At 38.1% G+C, this 16,015-nt stretch carries 12 protein-coding genes; all 12 read right to left on the bottom strand.

What is annotated here, in order from left to right; all coding sequences use genetic code 11:
* Window positions 1-111 precede the first annotated feature (111 nt).
* The 12 genes from MKZ14_RS01530 to MKZ14_RS01475 all read right to left on the bottom strand — a co-directional run bounded on the left by MKZ14_RS01530 (window position 112) and on the right by MKZ14_RS01475 (window position 15,881).
* The gene (locus MKZ14_RS01530; RefSeq protein WP_333006347.1) at window positions 112-5,067 is read right to left on the bottom strand and encodes an S-layer homology domain-containing protein; all 4,956 of its coding nucleotides are present in this window, start codon (window positions 5,065-5,067) and stop codon (window positions 112-114) included.
* A 45-nt stretch (window positions 5,068-5,112) separates the two neighbouring features.
* Window positions 5,113-5,637, bottom strand: coding sequence for a tail fiber protein (locus MKZ14_RS01525; protein WP_333006348.1), 525 nt, complete (start codon window positions 5,635-5,637; stop codon window positions 5,113-5,115).
* Between the two features lie 18 nt (window positions 5,638-5,655).
* On the bottom strand, window positions 5,656-6,156 hold the full coding sequence (locus MKZ14_RS01520; protein WP_333006349.1) for a tail fiber protein: 501 nt from the start codon (window positions 6,154-6,156) through the stop codon (window positions 5,656-5,658).
* Window positions 6,157-6,168: 12 nt separating this feature from the next.
* On the bottom strand, window positions 6,169-6,675 hold the full coding sequence (locus MKZ14_RS01515; RefSeq protein ID WP_016991770.1) for a tail fiber protein: 507 nt from the start codon (window positions 6,673-6,675) through the stop codon (window positions 6,169-6,171).
* A 482-nt stretch (window positions 6,676-7,157) separates the two neighbouring features.
* Entirely contained in the window at window positions 7,158-8,045 is an 888-nt protein-coding gene (locus MKZ14_RS01510) for a MurR/RpiR family transcriptional regulator (RefSeq protein WP_312125591.1), read from the bottom strand.
* Between the two features lie 51 nt (window positions 8,046-8,096).
* On the bottom strand, window positions 8,097-9,002 hold the full coding sequence (gene murQ, locus MKZ14_RS01505) for an N-acetylmuramic acid 6-phosphate etherase (protein WP_016991768.1): 906 nt from the start codon (window positions 9,000-9,002) through the stop codon (window positions 8,097-8,099).
* Between the two features lie 21 nt (window positions 9,003-9,023).
* A complete protein-coding gene (locus MKZ14_RS01500; RefSeq protein ID WP_128568191.1) occupies window positions 9,024-10,022 on the bottom strand; it encodes a BadF/BadG/BcrA/BcrD ATPase family protein in 999 nt (332 codons plus the stop codon).
* On the bottom strand, window positions 10,009-10,836 hold the full coding sequence (locus MKZ14_RS01495) for a carbohydrate ABC transporter permease (protein ID WP_052125300.1): 828 nt from the start codon (window positions 10,834-10,836) through the stop codon (window positions 10,009-10,011). Before MKZ14_RS01495 ends, MKZ14_RS01500 begins: the two co-directional genes overlap by 14 nt.
* A gap of 12 nt (window positions 10,837-10,848) precedes the next feature.
* On the bottom strand, window positions 10,849-11,796 hold the full coding sequence (locus MKZ14_RS01490) for a sugar ABC transporter permease (RefSeq protein WP_333006350.1): 948 nt from the start codon (window positions 11,794-11,796) through the stop codon (window positions 10,849-10,851).
* 87 nt (window positions 11,797-11,883) lie between these two features.
* Complete coding sequence (locus MKZ14_RS01485) at window positions 11,884-13,176, bottom strand: extracellular solute-binding protein (RefSeq protein ID WP_333006351.1); 1,293 nt, start codon at window positions 13,174-13,176, stop codon at window positions 11,884-11,886.
* A 17-nt stretch (window positions 13,177-13,193) separates the two neighbouring features.
* Window positions 13,194-14,213 (bottom strand): serine hydrolase domain-containing protein, encoded by a 1,020-nt coding sequence (locus MKZ14_RS01480; protein ID WP_333006352.1) that lies wholly within the window; start codon window positions 14,211-14,213, stop codon window positions 13,194-13,196.
* A gap of 138 nt (window positions 14,214-14,351) precedes the next feature.
* On the bottom strand, window positions 14,352-15,881 hold the full coding sequence (locus MKZ14_RS01475; RefSeq protein WP_339280587.1) for a DHA2 family efflux MFS transporter permease subunit: 1,530 nt from the start codon (window positions 15,879-15,881) through the stop codon (window positions 14,352-14,354).
* Between the last annotated feature and the right edge of the window lie 134 nt (window positions 15,882-16,015).

The following is a 16,015-nucleotide window of genomic DNA, read 5'->3' as shown; positions in this document are numbered from 1 at the left end:
AGTTCGGGGAGAGAAAGCCAGCTATATATATCATTGATGGCAATCGAATTTATTCAAACTACTATATCGAATTAAAAGCACGCTAGGCATTATCCACCTAGCGTGCTTATTCTATTGATCTTTTTTTGCAGCGGCTTGAATCTCAAAGTAAGCCCAATGCTCTTTTGGTATATCCTTGAAGATTTGTTCTGTGTCCTCAGTTGGTATTGGACGATTAAAGATTCGATTCAGTACCTTTACTGCCTGTGCACGTGTTAGTTTTTCTTCAGGTCTAAATTCACCATTGCCTGAGCCAACCATTATACCTATCGCACTTAGGCGATTGATTTCTTTTGCTGCCCAATGTGTGAACGTCACATCACTATATGTTTCTCCACTTGTCGTTATTTCGCAATACGAGGTATCTGTAGACCCTTCTACACATTGCTTATCAATCCATCTCATAGCAATAACCGCCATTTGGGCTCTAGTAATCATATCATTCGGTCCGAATGATCGATCATGACGTCCTTGCATAATTCCTTCTGTACGAATATATTCAATATCATTTTTTGCCCATGAAGTAGCTGTATCCGCATAAAATAGATTAGAGGCTTCTGGTACATGATTGTCACTTAGGTTTCTTGCCAACATCGCTGCCATTTGGGCACGAGTGACATTTGCATTTGGACGGAAAGTGCCATCTGTATAGCCATGAATATAGGAAGCAAATGTGCTGTCTACCTCTATTGGTTCTTTCTCTGGTTGCCCTTCTTCCTGCTCTTGTTCTACATAAAGTAGAGAAAATGTAGAAAAGTGCTCTACATCAAAGGCTATACTTGTTTGTCCTCTCGTAAATTCTGCAAAACGCCCATGTATTATTTCAGCTGTTCCATTACTATGCTCTACATAGACCATCATATTTTCTCGTTGAGCTGATGTGAGATTCCCTGGTAATGGTAGTAGCAATGTTACTTGGCGATTTTGGAGATTTGTGTCGATAGATACTGGCTGACCAACGAGTTTTACATTAGCGCCATCACCCAGTTGTAAAACTATTTCAGCTTTTTTAGCCCGATCCTCGATAGCTTTTTGCTGCAATGCATCCTTAATCGGCACAATTCGGAAGAAAATATCTTCATTAAAATCATTCATTGAAGCAAAAGGAACATCTATTTCGACCATTCCCATAGCTATACTAAAATGTGATTTGCCCTCTATTAATCGTTTCGCAGCCCCTCTATCAAGTATCACCTTTGTTGCACTTGCTGGTGGTTCTATATTAGGGATCACAAGTCGAGATCTTTTATCTTCCTTATTTCCTAATATCCGAAGAAACTCGTTTGCATTTGCAACCGTAAAGTTTACTGTATCTTGAAAGCTACCGTTACTAAATACACGTGTTAACACGGTTTGGAGGACCACATCATCTGGCATATTTTGATCTACAACATTTATCTTTAGCTGATTACTTGGTGCAGCAGGATCAGGTGTTGGTGTAGGACTCGGCGTTGATGATCCTCCATCTCCTGGTACATTGTTTTTAGACCACAAAGCATACAAGATCAAATTCCCTTTGCCCATTTGAATCGTTTGCCCCATTTTATAAGTAACACCTTTTCCATCAGCCTTCGTATTCCATCCGACAAATGTATAGCCTGCTTTTATTAAATTACCTGTATTACCCAGTATTGTGATAGGGTCCTGATGTTTATACTGCTTTGAATCTATTGGTACTATCCCCCCATCAGCCCCGTTACTGTCATACGTAACCGTATATGTTTGCAGTGCACTAGTCGTAAAATTCCAGGATGTATTATTAGTAATACCTTTATACGCATTACCTGCTACATCAGTAAATGCACCTGCGTCAATTTGAATGCTGTAAGTGGTGTTATGGGCTAAATCCAACGTAGGATTTACTGTCACAGTTTCATTAGTGATAGAAACATTTGCTTGTGTAACAGCAATTGTTTCGACAATTTGGTTATCTGTAGCATTTCTTATGACAATATTTTTACTAGTTACAGGTAAGACCTTTTCATCAAATGTTAATATAAGATTATCTGCAGGCTGTACATTAGTTGCCTGATGCGCTGGGAAATAGGTTGTTATTTCAGGAGCCTTTTTATCAAACATCACAATTGTTCCTGATGAAATCTCTGTTACCTGTAAGCCGTTATTCCCTGCTAAATCTTGATAATCAATTGTAAAGCTAATTGGTCCCTCTGTGTCTCCGGGCTTCAGCGTATAGCTTGCTTGCCATGTTTTAGCATCCCCATCACCTTTATCATTTACATTTGCTGTTTGTCCTAGGATAGATACATTCGGTGATTGAATGTCCTCACTTGTCTCAAAGTCGATTGTGATTACATCGTCTACCTTAGCAACTGTTGGATTAGCATTGTTTGAAGCCATTGTCACCTTTTTTACAGTTGGCTTTACGCTATCGACAATGACATAGCTTCCATCAGTTACGTCCGTTACCTCTATTGCTGAATTACCTAGCAGATCTTTAAAGTTAATGGTAAAAGATGCTGTTCCATCTAAATCATCATTGGCTATAACATATGTTGCCTGCCAGTTCGTGGATGCTCCTGTTACAATAGCAGCTTTCCCCGAAATGGTAATTATAGGTGCTTGTATATTTTTATCTGTTTTCATTGTTAAGGTAATCGTATCTCCTACCTTAGCCTTTGTAGGATCCAGATTATTCGATTTGATCTTCACCTCTACAGCTTTTGGCAGAGCTTTATCAATCACAAATGTAATGGTTGCCGTATTACCTGCACTATCCGTTACTACCAATGTATAATTTCCGGAGGTACTCACAGTGGATCCACTTGTGAAAATAGCTTCATTCAAGGTTGCCGTTCCTTCATTAAAGCTAATGGTTACGTTGGTGTTGTAAACACCATTATTTGTAACCCCTGTTATGACTGGAGGTGTTGTATCTAGAACAATTGTATCTGAGAATGTATTTGATATATTGCCAGCAGTATCCCTTAGTTGCATATAAACTGTTTTACTACCTTCTCCATGGGACAAAGTCCAACTTTTCGTAGATACTTTTGACTCCCAACTGGACCAAGTAATACCATCATTTGAAAAGCGCATTTCTATCGCTTCTCCTTCTAAATCTGTTGCCGTCAAAGTTAAGGTAACGTTTATAGAACTTGTCGAGATTTGTCCACCGTTAACAAGGATAGAACCTGATGGTGCATGATTTTTAGTAATCTGGATTGTAAACTCCTTATCAAACGTATTACCAGCCTCATCAGCTACTCTTATCGTAATCTTATAACTATTTTTCGTATCGTATGCAAACAGTGCATTTGTCTTTAATACATTCCCATCAATCGTAAAGAGGCTTGTATCTCCAGACTGTAATGAATACTTGAATGTTTGTGAGCTTCCTGTATCCACTGCCGCCAATGTTCCAACAGTTGTACCAATGGGTTTCTTTTCTTGTACAGTAGTATTATTGAGCTCAATATCAGTAGGTGGTGTACTATCATAGAATATTTGTAATTCATTTGATGCTTTATTTAATGCACCTTCACTAGTTGCAACAACCTTTTCAGGAATTTTGATTTTCACAGCTCCATCTGCAACAGGTGATATTAGGGCTGTATATGTGTTACCAATTCCAGACAGTGCTGTCACGTTTCCATTTGTAACTTCTATATCTCCAATCGTAAAGCCTGTCACTGACCAACTGAAAACAATAGCTATAAAAATTGGGAAGTTATTTGTTGGACTAGGTTTATTTGTTGTAATGGTCACTGCTGGACGTGCATTGACGATTAGATTCATCGTATAGACACTACTAAAATCATTACCATCGCTTACCTTAAATGTAAAAGATGAAGAAGAGCCATTTTCCGTAATATATTTTAAATTACCTGCATCTAAATTAGCCTTACTAATTGTCATACCATTTGTAATCGCTTCCCCACCATCAAATTGCTGGTTATTGTTGTTATCAAGAAAGAGCTGACCGCTATTTGGGATAGTAGAGATTTGAATCTGTTGCAAAGTATCTCCTGCATCTTCATCAGAAAAAGAAAAGGAAGTACTATTAAATGTATATACTTGACCCTCGTTTACATTTATAGTTCCATTACTGGATGTCGGTGGTTTATTTAAGGCAAGGGTTGTTACCTCCTGCATCATATATGCACTCTTATTGCCATCGGTATCTTTGACAATGACATTAAAATAATAGGTTGTATTGGCAGCAAGGCCTGTAACATTAAAGGAGTTACTATCTTTGGTATAGCCATCTAATGGTGTCCCATTCAATTCAATGGTACTAACCGTATCAATATTGTTACTACTAGATTGATAGACTTGATATTCTAAATCCTCTTGAGCTGATATATCATCAGATGCTTTAGCCCAGTCCAACTGTACGCCTGAGGTAGTAATATTTGAGGTAGTAATAGTACCATTTGAAATTGTTGGCGGATTATTATTTGGGATATCAATCGTAAATTGGGTAAACGTTAAATCCCATAGTCCCGCCTGTACAGTAGGTATAAAATTTACGCTCGCAGTAATGACAAATGAGTTGATTCCTTCTATATTAATAGGAATATCATAAATAGGCTCATGATTTGCAACTGTCTTAAAAGTTACAGGATTTCCTTTTGGGTTTCCTGCTCCATCATACCCTTGAATTGATAAGGAAAATGCATCGTTTTCACGATGTTTATTAGTCGTATTAATTTTTATTGATTTTAAATCGAAGATCCCGCCTGCAAAGCTTTCTCCAGCTGAAATTCTAATTGATTTTGGTGGTGAATATTCATCTGCATCAAAATAATAACCAGCTGGAAATTGTGATCCATTGCTATACGTAAATAAATCAATACCATTATCACCAGGAAGACCGCTTACTACAAAGCCATTATTTGTGTCATCTTTCCATCCTACTTGTGTTAAATCCTGTATACACTTCGGAAAATTGGTCGAATCACAAGTAGCTGCCTCTACTTTTAAAGGTGAAACGAAACCTATTCCTGCCATTTGACTATAAGCGACTAACAGCAAACACAAGGTTATGGTTAATATCTTTTTTCCCATTCTATATTCTCCTTCTTGGTTTCACACCCTTCATTTAATGAATCGTTAACTCTTAGGAGGCCATTCCCCATATAAACAAATAATAAAGTTCAGTCCTAAATATGGCTGCATATTGTTATGTGGTTGACCTCCTCCAACAACATTAACAGTCATTAGATTCATTTGTTTATTTACTTGTGGCGTATAAACTGGGACAGTTCCTTTCCCTTGCTGATCTGTCCATATTGCACCCGTTGGATCATTATTAGTGGTTTGAAGATTGTTACAATTTGCTAGATGGTTATGACTAGGCATCTCATTTTCCAACAGCGATACAGAGGATGCACCGCCAGTACTGCCTATAATTCTAGGCGTTAATCCTACACCTGTTCCTTGATGAATAGCTGCTCTACCATTTAAATTGGGTAATGCAAACGTTGTTTTTCCATCTCCTCCATATCTGTTACCCAAAATAGCATATAATGCACTATTCGAGGCAATGTTTATTATCTTGCCATCGCACAAGGCCCAGTCTTTTGGTGCAAAATTACCGCCAAATATTCTAATTTCTCCAATATATGCTTCTGACACTTTCGTCTTCCTCCTTCCCTAGTCTCTTGATGGATAAATTCCTACTAGAGCTATGCAGTAATTAGCGACACTGTATGGCTGCATATTTTGATGTGACTGCGAATTTCCTGATGTTGACAATGCTTGCGTGTTCATATTAGTATTTGGTTGATTGACAGAATAAATATTATTAGCAGATGTACCCCACACGTTTCCAGAAGCCACTTTCAACGTAGCACTTTCTGAACTACCATTAACAATATGTGAATGAGTCGGCATCTCATTAATTGTTAATACATGTACCTCTTCTCCTGCTTTTTGTCCACGTGTGATACTACTACTTACATGAACTGGAACTCTTCCCCTTAAATCAGGTAATGCAAACGTTGAGGAGCCATTACCACCATAAGTTGCTCCTAAAATTGAATACAGCGCTTGGTTTGTATTAATTTGCAATATTTGCCCATCGCATCGTGCCCATCCCCTTGGAACTGTCCCAAAGCCAAATAATCGTATTTCACCTACAAATGGTTCACTCATCCTTCATACCTCCTATTCTGTTGGATAAATACCGTAAAGGGCAATAATGTAACTAATTGTTAAGAACGGCATTACATTGTTATGAGGAGCGTTTCCTCCCACACTTGAAACAATGGCGGCATTCATTGTGCTATTTGGTGGTTGTGTCGAATATTGTATATTTTTTGCCCAAACAGCATTTTCTGGACTTGGTGTTGTGCCATCAAGAGAAGATGCCCTTACCTGATGTGTATGTGCAGGAAGCTGTGATGAATTTAAAGTGACGGTTTCCACCCCTCCCATTTGACCATTGACAAAGGTAGTGCCAGTCATTGGATTTTGTCCTTGATGTACTACAACCCTGCCTTGAAAATTTGGTAATGCAAAGGTTGATTGACCATCTCCCCCATAGGTTGTGCCAATCAAAGAAAAAAGTATTTCATTTTCGGAAATAGATAATAGTTGACCATTACAAAGAGCCCAGCCATCTGGGGCATAATCACCAGCAAATAATCGAATTTCTCCGACATATTGATCCATTCTTAAAACCTCCTTACAAAATATTGCTTTACCTAGCACATTACAATAGCAAGGTTAAAATTGGGTTAAAAAATATATTTTTTCCAAAATGGACTAACTCACCTACCATTTAATCCAAAATATCAATACATTGTTGTTGCTTATAAGAAATTTTAAGAGAGAAATTTATAAAAATATTTAACTATATACCTTAAAACAGAATTCATTTTTATTTCGGGTATCACTCATGCAAAAAGATCTTAGAAATACGATTACCTGTAACGTTATTTTTACCTTACTAAGACACTAAATAAGAGTAGATGATTTCGGATAATTTCCCTTCATTGCAACAGAGAAAATGGAAATTTAAATTAATAATAAATTAGTCATGAACTAGGCGTTCCTATTTACTGATTTTTAATATGGGAGAAAAGGAAAAATGACAAAAGCTATCGAGAGAAAACGTCTCGTTTGCTTTTGTCTACAGGCTGAACATACTAATATTAATATGTTTTTATTTTATTTTTTCGTTTAGCCACTTTTTTATGCAACCCTTGAATAACAGAACGTGTTTCATCTAAATAATCCACTGTCTGCTCATAGGCACTCGTCACTACCCCCATAAATAAAATATCAATGACCAGTAACTGTGCTAGACGTGAGGAAGTAGCACCACTTCTAAAAGTTGCTTCAACATTTGGAGATACATATAAACAAATGTCTGCAAGGCTAGACACTAGTGAACTACCATAGCGCGTTAAACTTATTGTAGTAGCTGGTGTTTGGTTAGCTATTTCTAGAATTTTAGCCACTTCATGCGTTTCTCCAGAAAAGGAAATACCCACTACCACATCCCCCTTCTGCGCATTGACAACGGCGGTAGCTCCTAAATGTAAATCCACAAATGCTCTACTATTTTTATTGATTCTTAAAAATTTTTGATCGGCATCCATTGCTGCTATACCCGATGCTCCTACTCCAAAAAATATAATTTTATGGGCAAGTGATAAGGCCGCTACGGCACGCTCTAATTCAGCTATATCTATTAAATTAGCTGTTTGTGACAAAATTTCACTACTTTGCATTGTTACCTTTTCTACAATTGATGGTAACGCCTCATCTGCCTCAATATCTCGATCTACAGTAATTGTATGTTGTAAATCACCTGCAATACGCAATTTCAGCTCTTGAACACCACTAATATTTAACGATTTGCACAGTCGAATAACCGCGGCACTACTTGTTTGACTTGCTTCTCCTAGTTCAACCGCAGTCATTTTAATCGCCCGTGTTGGGTTTTCTAAAATATAGCTAGCTACCTTTTTTTCCGAGGGTGGTAACTTTTCACGCATTTCTGCGAGCATAATTAAACCAGCATTCATTTTTTCCATTTTTCTATCCCCATCCTTCGACAAAAGAAGGTCTTCCATCCATCCCTCTCATCAGTATTTTCTTAATTCCACCGCTCTCCGAACATGCCCTTCTGCTTGAGCAAGTAATTCTGTTGCTTCCTCAATCGTTGTATTCGTCAGTAGCACCACAATTGCGAGCTTTACTTGATAATTGTTTTGCTCAAGAACACTTTCAGCCTGACTATAAGAAGCACCCGTTACCTCACAGACGATATGTTTGGCTCGCTCTCGCAATTTAAAATTACTAGCATGAACGTCCACCATTAAATTTTTATAGACCTTTCCAAGCTTAATCATGGTTGTCGTTGTAATCATATTTAATATTTGTTTATGAGCTGTTGCAGCCTTTAGTCTTGTAGAACCTGTTAAAATTTCCGGTCCTGTAATCACCTCTATTGCAATATCTGCATGCTCACTAATAACAGAATGAGCGTTACTGACTAGGCTGATTGTTTTTGCCCCTAGTTGTTGTGCATAAATTAATGCCCCTTTCACAAAAGGTGTTCGACCACTTGCTGCAATCCCTATCACTACATCACGGTTTGTTAGCTGTTGTTTCTGTAGTTCAACCGCTCCTAATGAAAGATCATCTTCTGCACCTTCTATGGCAATCATTACTGCATTTGCTCCGCCAGCCAATATTGCCTGCACAAGCTTTGGTGACGTACTAAATGTAGGTGGACATTCTACTGCATCTAGCAAACCAATTCGCCCACTTGTTCCTGCGCCTACATAAAATAATCTACCGCCACTCTTTAATGCATGTACAACAGCTGTAATAGCTTGTTCGATTTCAGGTAAAACCTTTGCTATGGCTAATGGTATTTTTTTATCCTCTTCATTCATCAGCTTTATAATTTCAATAGTGGACATTAAATCTAGATTTGTCGTATCTGGATGATAGCCTTCAGTCGTCAGTTTTGTCATTCGTTCCATTGAAATCAAATCCCTCCTACGCTATTTTTCATGGATGCTCACCCAAGTTTCTTTTATCGTTCGTTGTAAAGCCTCCGTCATTGATATTCCTTCACTGAGAAGTCCATTAACGAAGGCTCCTATAACAGGAGGCACTTCTGGCTGTAATAGTCGATTAGGTATTTTAGCAAGCTGTAATTTCTCTCGAAAGCATTGAACAAAATATGAATTTCCGAATAAACCTCCACATAGGACAATAGGATAAACTTGTAGCTGCGGCTCTTTTTTGAACATTGTCTGGATGAATTGAACTAAATGATGAGTAGCCTGTTCAATAATTTTCATTGCCCTATCATTATTTTGTTCTGCTAAACGTAACACCGCTCGAGCTATGGAGGCTATGATTACTCGGGGCTGTGGATGCTCATAAACATACGTAATAATTTCAGTAGGATTTTTTAAGGCCAGATGCTCCAAAATAGTCTCAGTAAATAGATTCTCATTTACACCAAATGCATCATAATGTCGTGCAATATAACGCAATGCCTCTTGCCCAATATAGTATCCACTGCCCTCATCTCCTAATAAATAACCCCATCCTCCCACACGACTAATTTGATGATTTTTTCCAACACCATATACGATAGAACCCGTTCCAGCTATCACAACGAGCCCTTGCTGTGTAAATGTACCGCTAGTAAGTGCCGCTATTGCATCATTGGTGATGGTTATCTTACAGAAGCTATCAGGGAAAAGGAAGCTCATCCATTGCTCCCAGCGTTCTTTATCTACCTGGCGATCGCCTCCTGCCACGCAGAAGAACACTGTAGAAATATCATTCTTTGTCGCATCTATCTTTTGTAGTAACTTGGCAAGGAGCTGGATAATGTGAAGCCTTACCTTTTCTGGTGGCATTGATTTTATATTCGTTCCAGCTCCTTCAACAAAAGCCAGCACCTCACCTTTTCTGGTCCCAATCACTGCACGGGTTCTCGTCCCGCCACCATCGACCCCAATAATGTATTGTCTATTTAATGGCACCAGCCGTCAGCCCCTCCATAAATTGCTTTGACGCAATCAAGAATAATAGGATCATTGGTAATGAAGCTAATGTTAAACCTGCAAAAAGAGAGCCCCAATCTGCCGAATGCTCCCCAAAAAGCGACATCATTCCAACAGGTATCGTCCGTTTCATTTTTTCTGTAATAAAAATAAGTGGGAAGAAGAAATCATTCCATGCAGCAATAAAGTTTATAATTACCACTGTGCCAAGTGCAGGTCTCATTAACGGTAACATCACATGCCAAAGAACCCTTAAGTTCCCCGCCCCATCTATCCGGGCCGCTTCCTCTAGCTCATAAGGCATTGTTTTAAAAAAGCCTGTTAAGATCAGCATGGATAATGGAATCCCTGTCGCGGTATTCATCAAAATTAAAGACCATAAGGAATTGATCAGCCCTAAATCACGCATTAAAATAAAGAGCGGAACAATTCCCAGTTTTATAGGAATCATCATGCCTAATAAAAAAATAAAGAACAATGCATGATTCCAGGAGAATTTAAAGCGGGCAATATAAAATGAAGCAAGTGAACAAACAACCACTATTAGTACAACAGATACAATACTGACAAATAGACTGTTTAGAAAGTACGTTGTAAATGGAATTTTTGATAATAATGTACGGTAAGTATCTAAGCTAAAGCTAGTCGGTAAACCCAATGGATTTTTATAGATGTCCACGCTCTTTTTAAATGAAGATAAAATCATTAACAAAACCGGATATAAACTAATGGTCGCCACCGTAAACACCACAAGATAATAAAATGGTCGAACCCAAATAGCGCCTTGCTTCACTATACTCACCTCTTACATTTGAACATTCTTTTTATTGGCAAAACGTAAAAATAGTGTGGTACAAACTAATATAAATAAGAATAGTACCGTAGCCAATGCCGAACCCAATCCAATAGCTGTTGTGCCAGAAGCGGTAGAGCTACCAAATGCTAAGCGATAGAAAAATACGGCTAACGTATCTGTAGAATAGTACGGCTCTCCCATAGAACCCTGCATTGCATATACTAATTCAAATGCCTCAAACGACTGGATAAATGTTAAAATGCCCATGATCATAATTGATGGCACCATTAAAGGCAAGTAAATCGTACGCAATAAAGTAAAGCCCTTAGCGCCATCTAACTTTGCAGCTTCGACTAAGTCACTTGGAATCCCTTGAAAGCCAGCAAGAAAAATTAAGACACCAAAACCTAATCCAAACCAACAATTGACTAAAATAATGGCAATTAACGCCGTTTTGGGATCACCAAGCCAAGCCTTTTGTAAAGTTTCAAGACCTAATTTCTCCAAAATAACATTTAAAGTACCAAAATTGGGATTTAGAATGAGTTTCCATAAGAATCCTACAACAATAACTGATAATAATCGCGGTAAAAAGAAGGCAGCTTTAAAAAACTCCGCTCCTTTAACTTTTTGATAAATAATAAAGGCAAGAAAGAAGGCTAATCCATTCATAACAATCATTTGCACAACAAAATAGAGGACATTATGTTTAAAGGCATTCCAAAACATGGAGCCATAGGGTTCTGTCGTAAAAAGCGTCACAAAATTTTGGAAACCGATAAAATCGCCACGAGCCATCCCTTTCCATTCAAAAAAACTATAGGATAATGCCGCTATTATCGGATAAAGCACAAACAACCCATATACTACCAGTGCAGGTATAGGGAAAAGATGGATAGTCCACCCTGCTCTCGATTTCCGTTTTCTTACTGATGAAGCTGTATATTCTCTCATCATGAGCAGCCTCCTTTTACTAATACTGAGACAACAAGACCCCTAAACTCCTGTATAGCACTTCAGGGGTCTACTGATTAGATGCTTTCATTATTTTTGAAATGGCGTAAACCAAGTCTTAGCGTTTTCCTGTATTTTTGCGGCCACCTCTTCAGGCGTTACTTGACCTAAATACATGCCTTGTAGCTCACTTTCAAGTAAGCTCTTTGTTGTTGGGTCCCCACCAGTAAAATTAGTTACCCACATATATGGCGTTGCTTCATTTGCAGTCGAATGACTGATATCATTTAACAATACATCGTCAGAAGTTATACCAGGAATGGCGCTAATCATGGAAAACTCCTTCACAAACAACTCACCAAACTCCTTTGTTGTTAAAAACTCTAAAAACACTTTAGCCGCTTCTTTATTTTTCGAATTAGCATTGATCGCAAATGAGCCATCAACCCAGGTCGTTACTGTTTTATTCCCCTCTTTAGATGGAATAGGAAAATAACCTAAATCTAAATCTGGATTCATTTCTAATACAACAGGAATTTCCCAGCTACCTAACGGAAACATTGCCGCGTCTTCTAGTGCAAACAAAGTACGGATATCATCCATTCCTAAGCCTTCTGAATTGACAGGAAAATACTTTTTCAAGTCATTCATCACTTGTATTGATTCAATAAACTTCGGATCTGTAAAATCCTTTTCTCCTGCGAGCACTGCTTGGTAAAAGTCATTGCCCTCATAAACAGCAGGACCGACAATACCGTGTAGCAACGATAATAGCCAGCCTTCTTTTGTACCCATTGCAATTGGCGTAATACCCTTTTCTAATAATTGGTCATTTAATGCTATGAATTCATCCCATGTAGTAGGAATTTCAAGATTATTATTTTTAAAAATCTTCTTATTATAGAAAAATTGTGTAGAGCTTAAGTTAATTGGTACACCGTACTGATTCCCTTGGTCATCACGAGAAGCCTTTAAAGCTTCTTCAGGAAATACATTCAATCCATTTAAGCCGTTTATTTTCTCAACATAACCTGCCTCTGCAAGCTTCAATCCAGCTGCATAAGGACGCAAATGGAAAATATCTGGACCCTCTCCAGCCTGTAATGCCGTATTGAGGACTGTATTATATTCAGTATTTTTAGTTGGGTTAAATGAAACATGTATTTCAGGATGTTGTTCATTAAATAAAGCAATCACTTTTTCATACTTGGCAACATCTTCTGTGCGCCAACTCCCTATTGTTAGCGAAACCTCTTCAGTTTTCGATTTCTCTTCATTATCAGGTGTTGTTGAGGTCGTTATTTTCTCGTTCGTGTTACAGCCTACTAAACCCACAACGAGTAATAAAAGAAGCAACAATAACCATTTACTCTTTTGTCTCATACCAGCAGATCCACCCTTCATATCAGTAATTTTTCATAAATCATCGTATGAAGCTTCTCTCTAATCCTTCCCATGTTTGTATTTCTCCCATAATGCACAGCATTCGTTAGTAAAATGACAAATGCCTTTTTTACAGGGTCCATCCAAATACTCGTGCCTGTAAATCCTGTATGACCAAATGAGCCCTTGCTCCACCTCCTACCAAAACAAAATGATGCTTCATCTCCTCCCCATACTTCAAACCCAAGTCCCCTCGTTTTAAATGTTTTCGTATAGGCAAGCTCTAACTCTTCGTATGGAATTACCGTTTGTTGCTTGATTCCCAACCAAATTTCCGCATACTTTGCTAAATCCTCTGCACATGAAAATAAACCTGCACTCCCAGCAATACCATCTAGTAATAAAGCCTTCTCATCATGGACTATTCCCTGTACAAATTGACCTGCCACCATTTCTGTAGATGCTGCAAGCCTTCTTGTTTGCTCAGGCAGTTGAAAACATGTATGATGCATGCCCCATGGCTTAAAAACCTCTTGCTCTACAAAACTTTTTAATGAAACGCCTGTAACTTTCTCAATCACCTTTCCTAGCATAATCATACCTAAATCACTATATTGCACTTGTTCATTTGGCTGACATACTACATTACTTGCCAATACCTCCTGCAGGATGTCACGCTTATGATGTCTCTTAACTGCAGGTATTAAATCTGCTGGCAGTCCTGAGCAATGCTGCAATAAATGCTGAATTGTAATGAGAGGATATTTAAAATGAGGCAAAAATGTTCGAACTGAATCTGTTATATTAACTTGATTTCGACTTATCAGGAGTAAAATAGCTGGGAGTGTTGCGACAACTTTTGTTAAGGAGGCTAAATCAAACAGCGTATGGCTTAAAATAGCTTGCTCGCTGCCGTCCTCAGCTGTATAGGCTCCATAGCTGCCTGAAAACAGCCTTCTTTCTTGCTGCTGAACAATTAATACAGCCCCTGGAATTTCTCGTTCTTTCACTAAGTCACTTATATATGCACCTACCAAATAAGCACCTCTCAACTTAAATATCTAATTTTTCTGTAAATTAGTATTATCATATAAAATAAAATGATGAAAAATAACAGTAATCCTAAATTTTTTTTTCATATGTGCACAATAAAAAAATCCCTAGCTAGTAAATATTTACTGGCTAGGGACTCTCTTAGTTGGTTTTTTTAAATCCATTGATGCTGCTGCGCTTTCAACTTTTACGCGTTTCAAGAAGAATGCAAGTACCACTGCAATGACTGTTATACCCGTTGCAATTAAGAAGGAGTGTGTAATACCATCTAATAAGGCATTTTGCATAATTTGATCCTGCATTTGTTGCATTTGCTCTGCTGTAGGCGCTGCTCCTGATTGTGCAGCATTCGCTTTTGCTTCCGCAATTAACTCTTCCGCTTTAACCTTTGTACGATTATTCATAAATGTTACAAGGATCGCACTACCGATTGCTCCTGATACCTGCTGTAATGTATTGTTAATCGCTGTACCATGTGGATTCATCATTTGTGGCAGTTGATTTAAACCGTTTGTCATAATAGGCATCATGACCATCGACATACCGAACATACGAATCGTATACATAGATACGATATATGTGTAGCTTGAATCAATTTCTAACTTTGTTAAACCGAAAGTTGCAATAGTTGTAATCGTTAATCCAATAATGGCCAACACGCGGGGACCAAACTTATCGAAAAGCTTACCAGTGATTGGTGACATAATCCCCATGACAAGTGCTCCTGGAAGCATCATCAAGCCTGCTTCAAATGGTTCGATACCACGGATAGACTGTACATATGCCGGTGTCAAAATCATCCCTGAGAACATTGCCATAGAGACAATAACAGAGATAACTGACCCTAAAGCAAACATTGGATACTTATAAATACGTAATTCCAGTAATGGCTCATCCATTTTCAGTTGTTTAACAACGAATATAATTAAAGCAATGAAGCCAATCGTAATTGTGCCATATACCCATGGACTTGACCAACCCTTATCCCCCGCTGTACTAAAGCCGTATAAAATACCACCAAATGCAACAGTTGATAAAAGTACTGAAAGGAAGTCTAAGTGAACTTCACGTGTCTCCATCACGTTTCTTAGTTTCCAAACACCAAATAATAAGCTAATTAAAGCAAATGGAATAATCATTTGGAAAAGCATACGCCAATCATGATGTTCCACGATATACCCTGATAATGTAGGACCAATTGCTGGCGCCATAATCATAACTAAACCAAAGATCCCCATTGCTGTCCCACGCTTCTCTTTCGGGAAGCTTGTTAGCATAACGTTCATTAAAAGTGGCGACATACTAGATGCTCCGGCTGCTTGCACCATACGGCCTGCTAACAGCATGCCAAAGTTAGGAGCGAAGCCTGCCATAATTGTACCTATTGTAAAGATGGACATCGCTGTAATAAATAAATGTCTATTTTTAAAGCGTGTCACAAAGAATGCTGAAGCTGGCACTAAAATACCGCTCACTAGCATATACCCTGTTGCTAACCATTGTACTTTTGAATAGGTGATCCCAAAATCTTTCATGATTGTTGGTAATGCCACATTCAACAATGTGTTGTTTAGAAAAGCAACAAAAGCACCCACAAATAGAATAGCTATCATGCCATAAGGGGGCTTTTTCATTGTTTGCTCACTATTCATTTATATCCCTCAATTCTTTCTTGTGTTTTACGATAAAACTTATTTTATACTCGTAGTCTACTTTTTTCAACAAATAAGTTTATATTTTTTATAATCGTTGATATAAAGGCGTTTTGAGTGTAGAATAAGAGTAT

Source organism: Lysinibacillus sp. FSL P2-0066 (assembly GCF_037969495.1).
Classification (GTDB): Bacteria; Bacillota; Bacilli; order Bacillales_A; family Planococcaceae; genus Lysinibacillus; species Lysinibacillus boronitolerans.
The sequence above is the reverse complement of the archived record's forward strand: the minus strand, read 5'-3'. Positions and strand labels throughout refer to the sequence as shown.

Excerpts from the sequence above, each read along its gene's own strand:
- MKZ14_RS01530 (WP_333006347.1), bottom strand. The coding sequence starts at position 5,067 with ATGGGAAAAAAGATATTAACCATAACCTTGTGTTTGCTGTTAGTCGCT.
- MKZ14_RS01520 (WP_333006349.1), bottom strand. The coding sequence starts at position 6,156 with ATGAGTGAACCATTTGTAGGTGAAATACGATTATTTGGCTTTGGGACA.
- MKZ14_RS01515 (WP_016991770.1), bottom strand. The coding sequence starts at position 6,675 with ATGGATCAATATGTCGGAGAAATTCGATTATTTGCTGGTGATTATGCC.
- MKZ14_RS01510 (WP_312125591.1), bottom strand. The coding sequence starts at position 8,045 with ATGGAAAAAATGAATGCTGGTTTAATTATGCTCGCAGAAATGCGTGAA.
- murQ (WP_016991768.1), bottom strand. The coding sequence starts at position 9,002 with ATGGAACGAATGACAAAACTGACGACTGAAGGCTATCATCCAGATACG.
- MKZ14_RS01490 (WP_333006350.1), bottom strand. The coding sequence starts at position 11,796 with ATGATGAGAGAATATACAGCTTCATCAGTAAGAAAACGGAAATCGAGA.
- MKZ14_RS01485 (WP_333006351.1), bottom strand. The coding sequence starts at position 13,176 with ATGAGACAAAAGAGTAAATGGTTATTGTTGCTTCTTTTATTACTCGTT.
- MKZ14_RS01475 (WP_339280587.1), bottom strand. The coding sequence starts at position 15,881 with ATGAATAGTGAGCAAACAATGAAAAAGCCCCCTTATGGCATGATAGCT.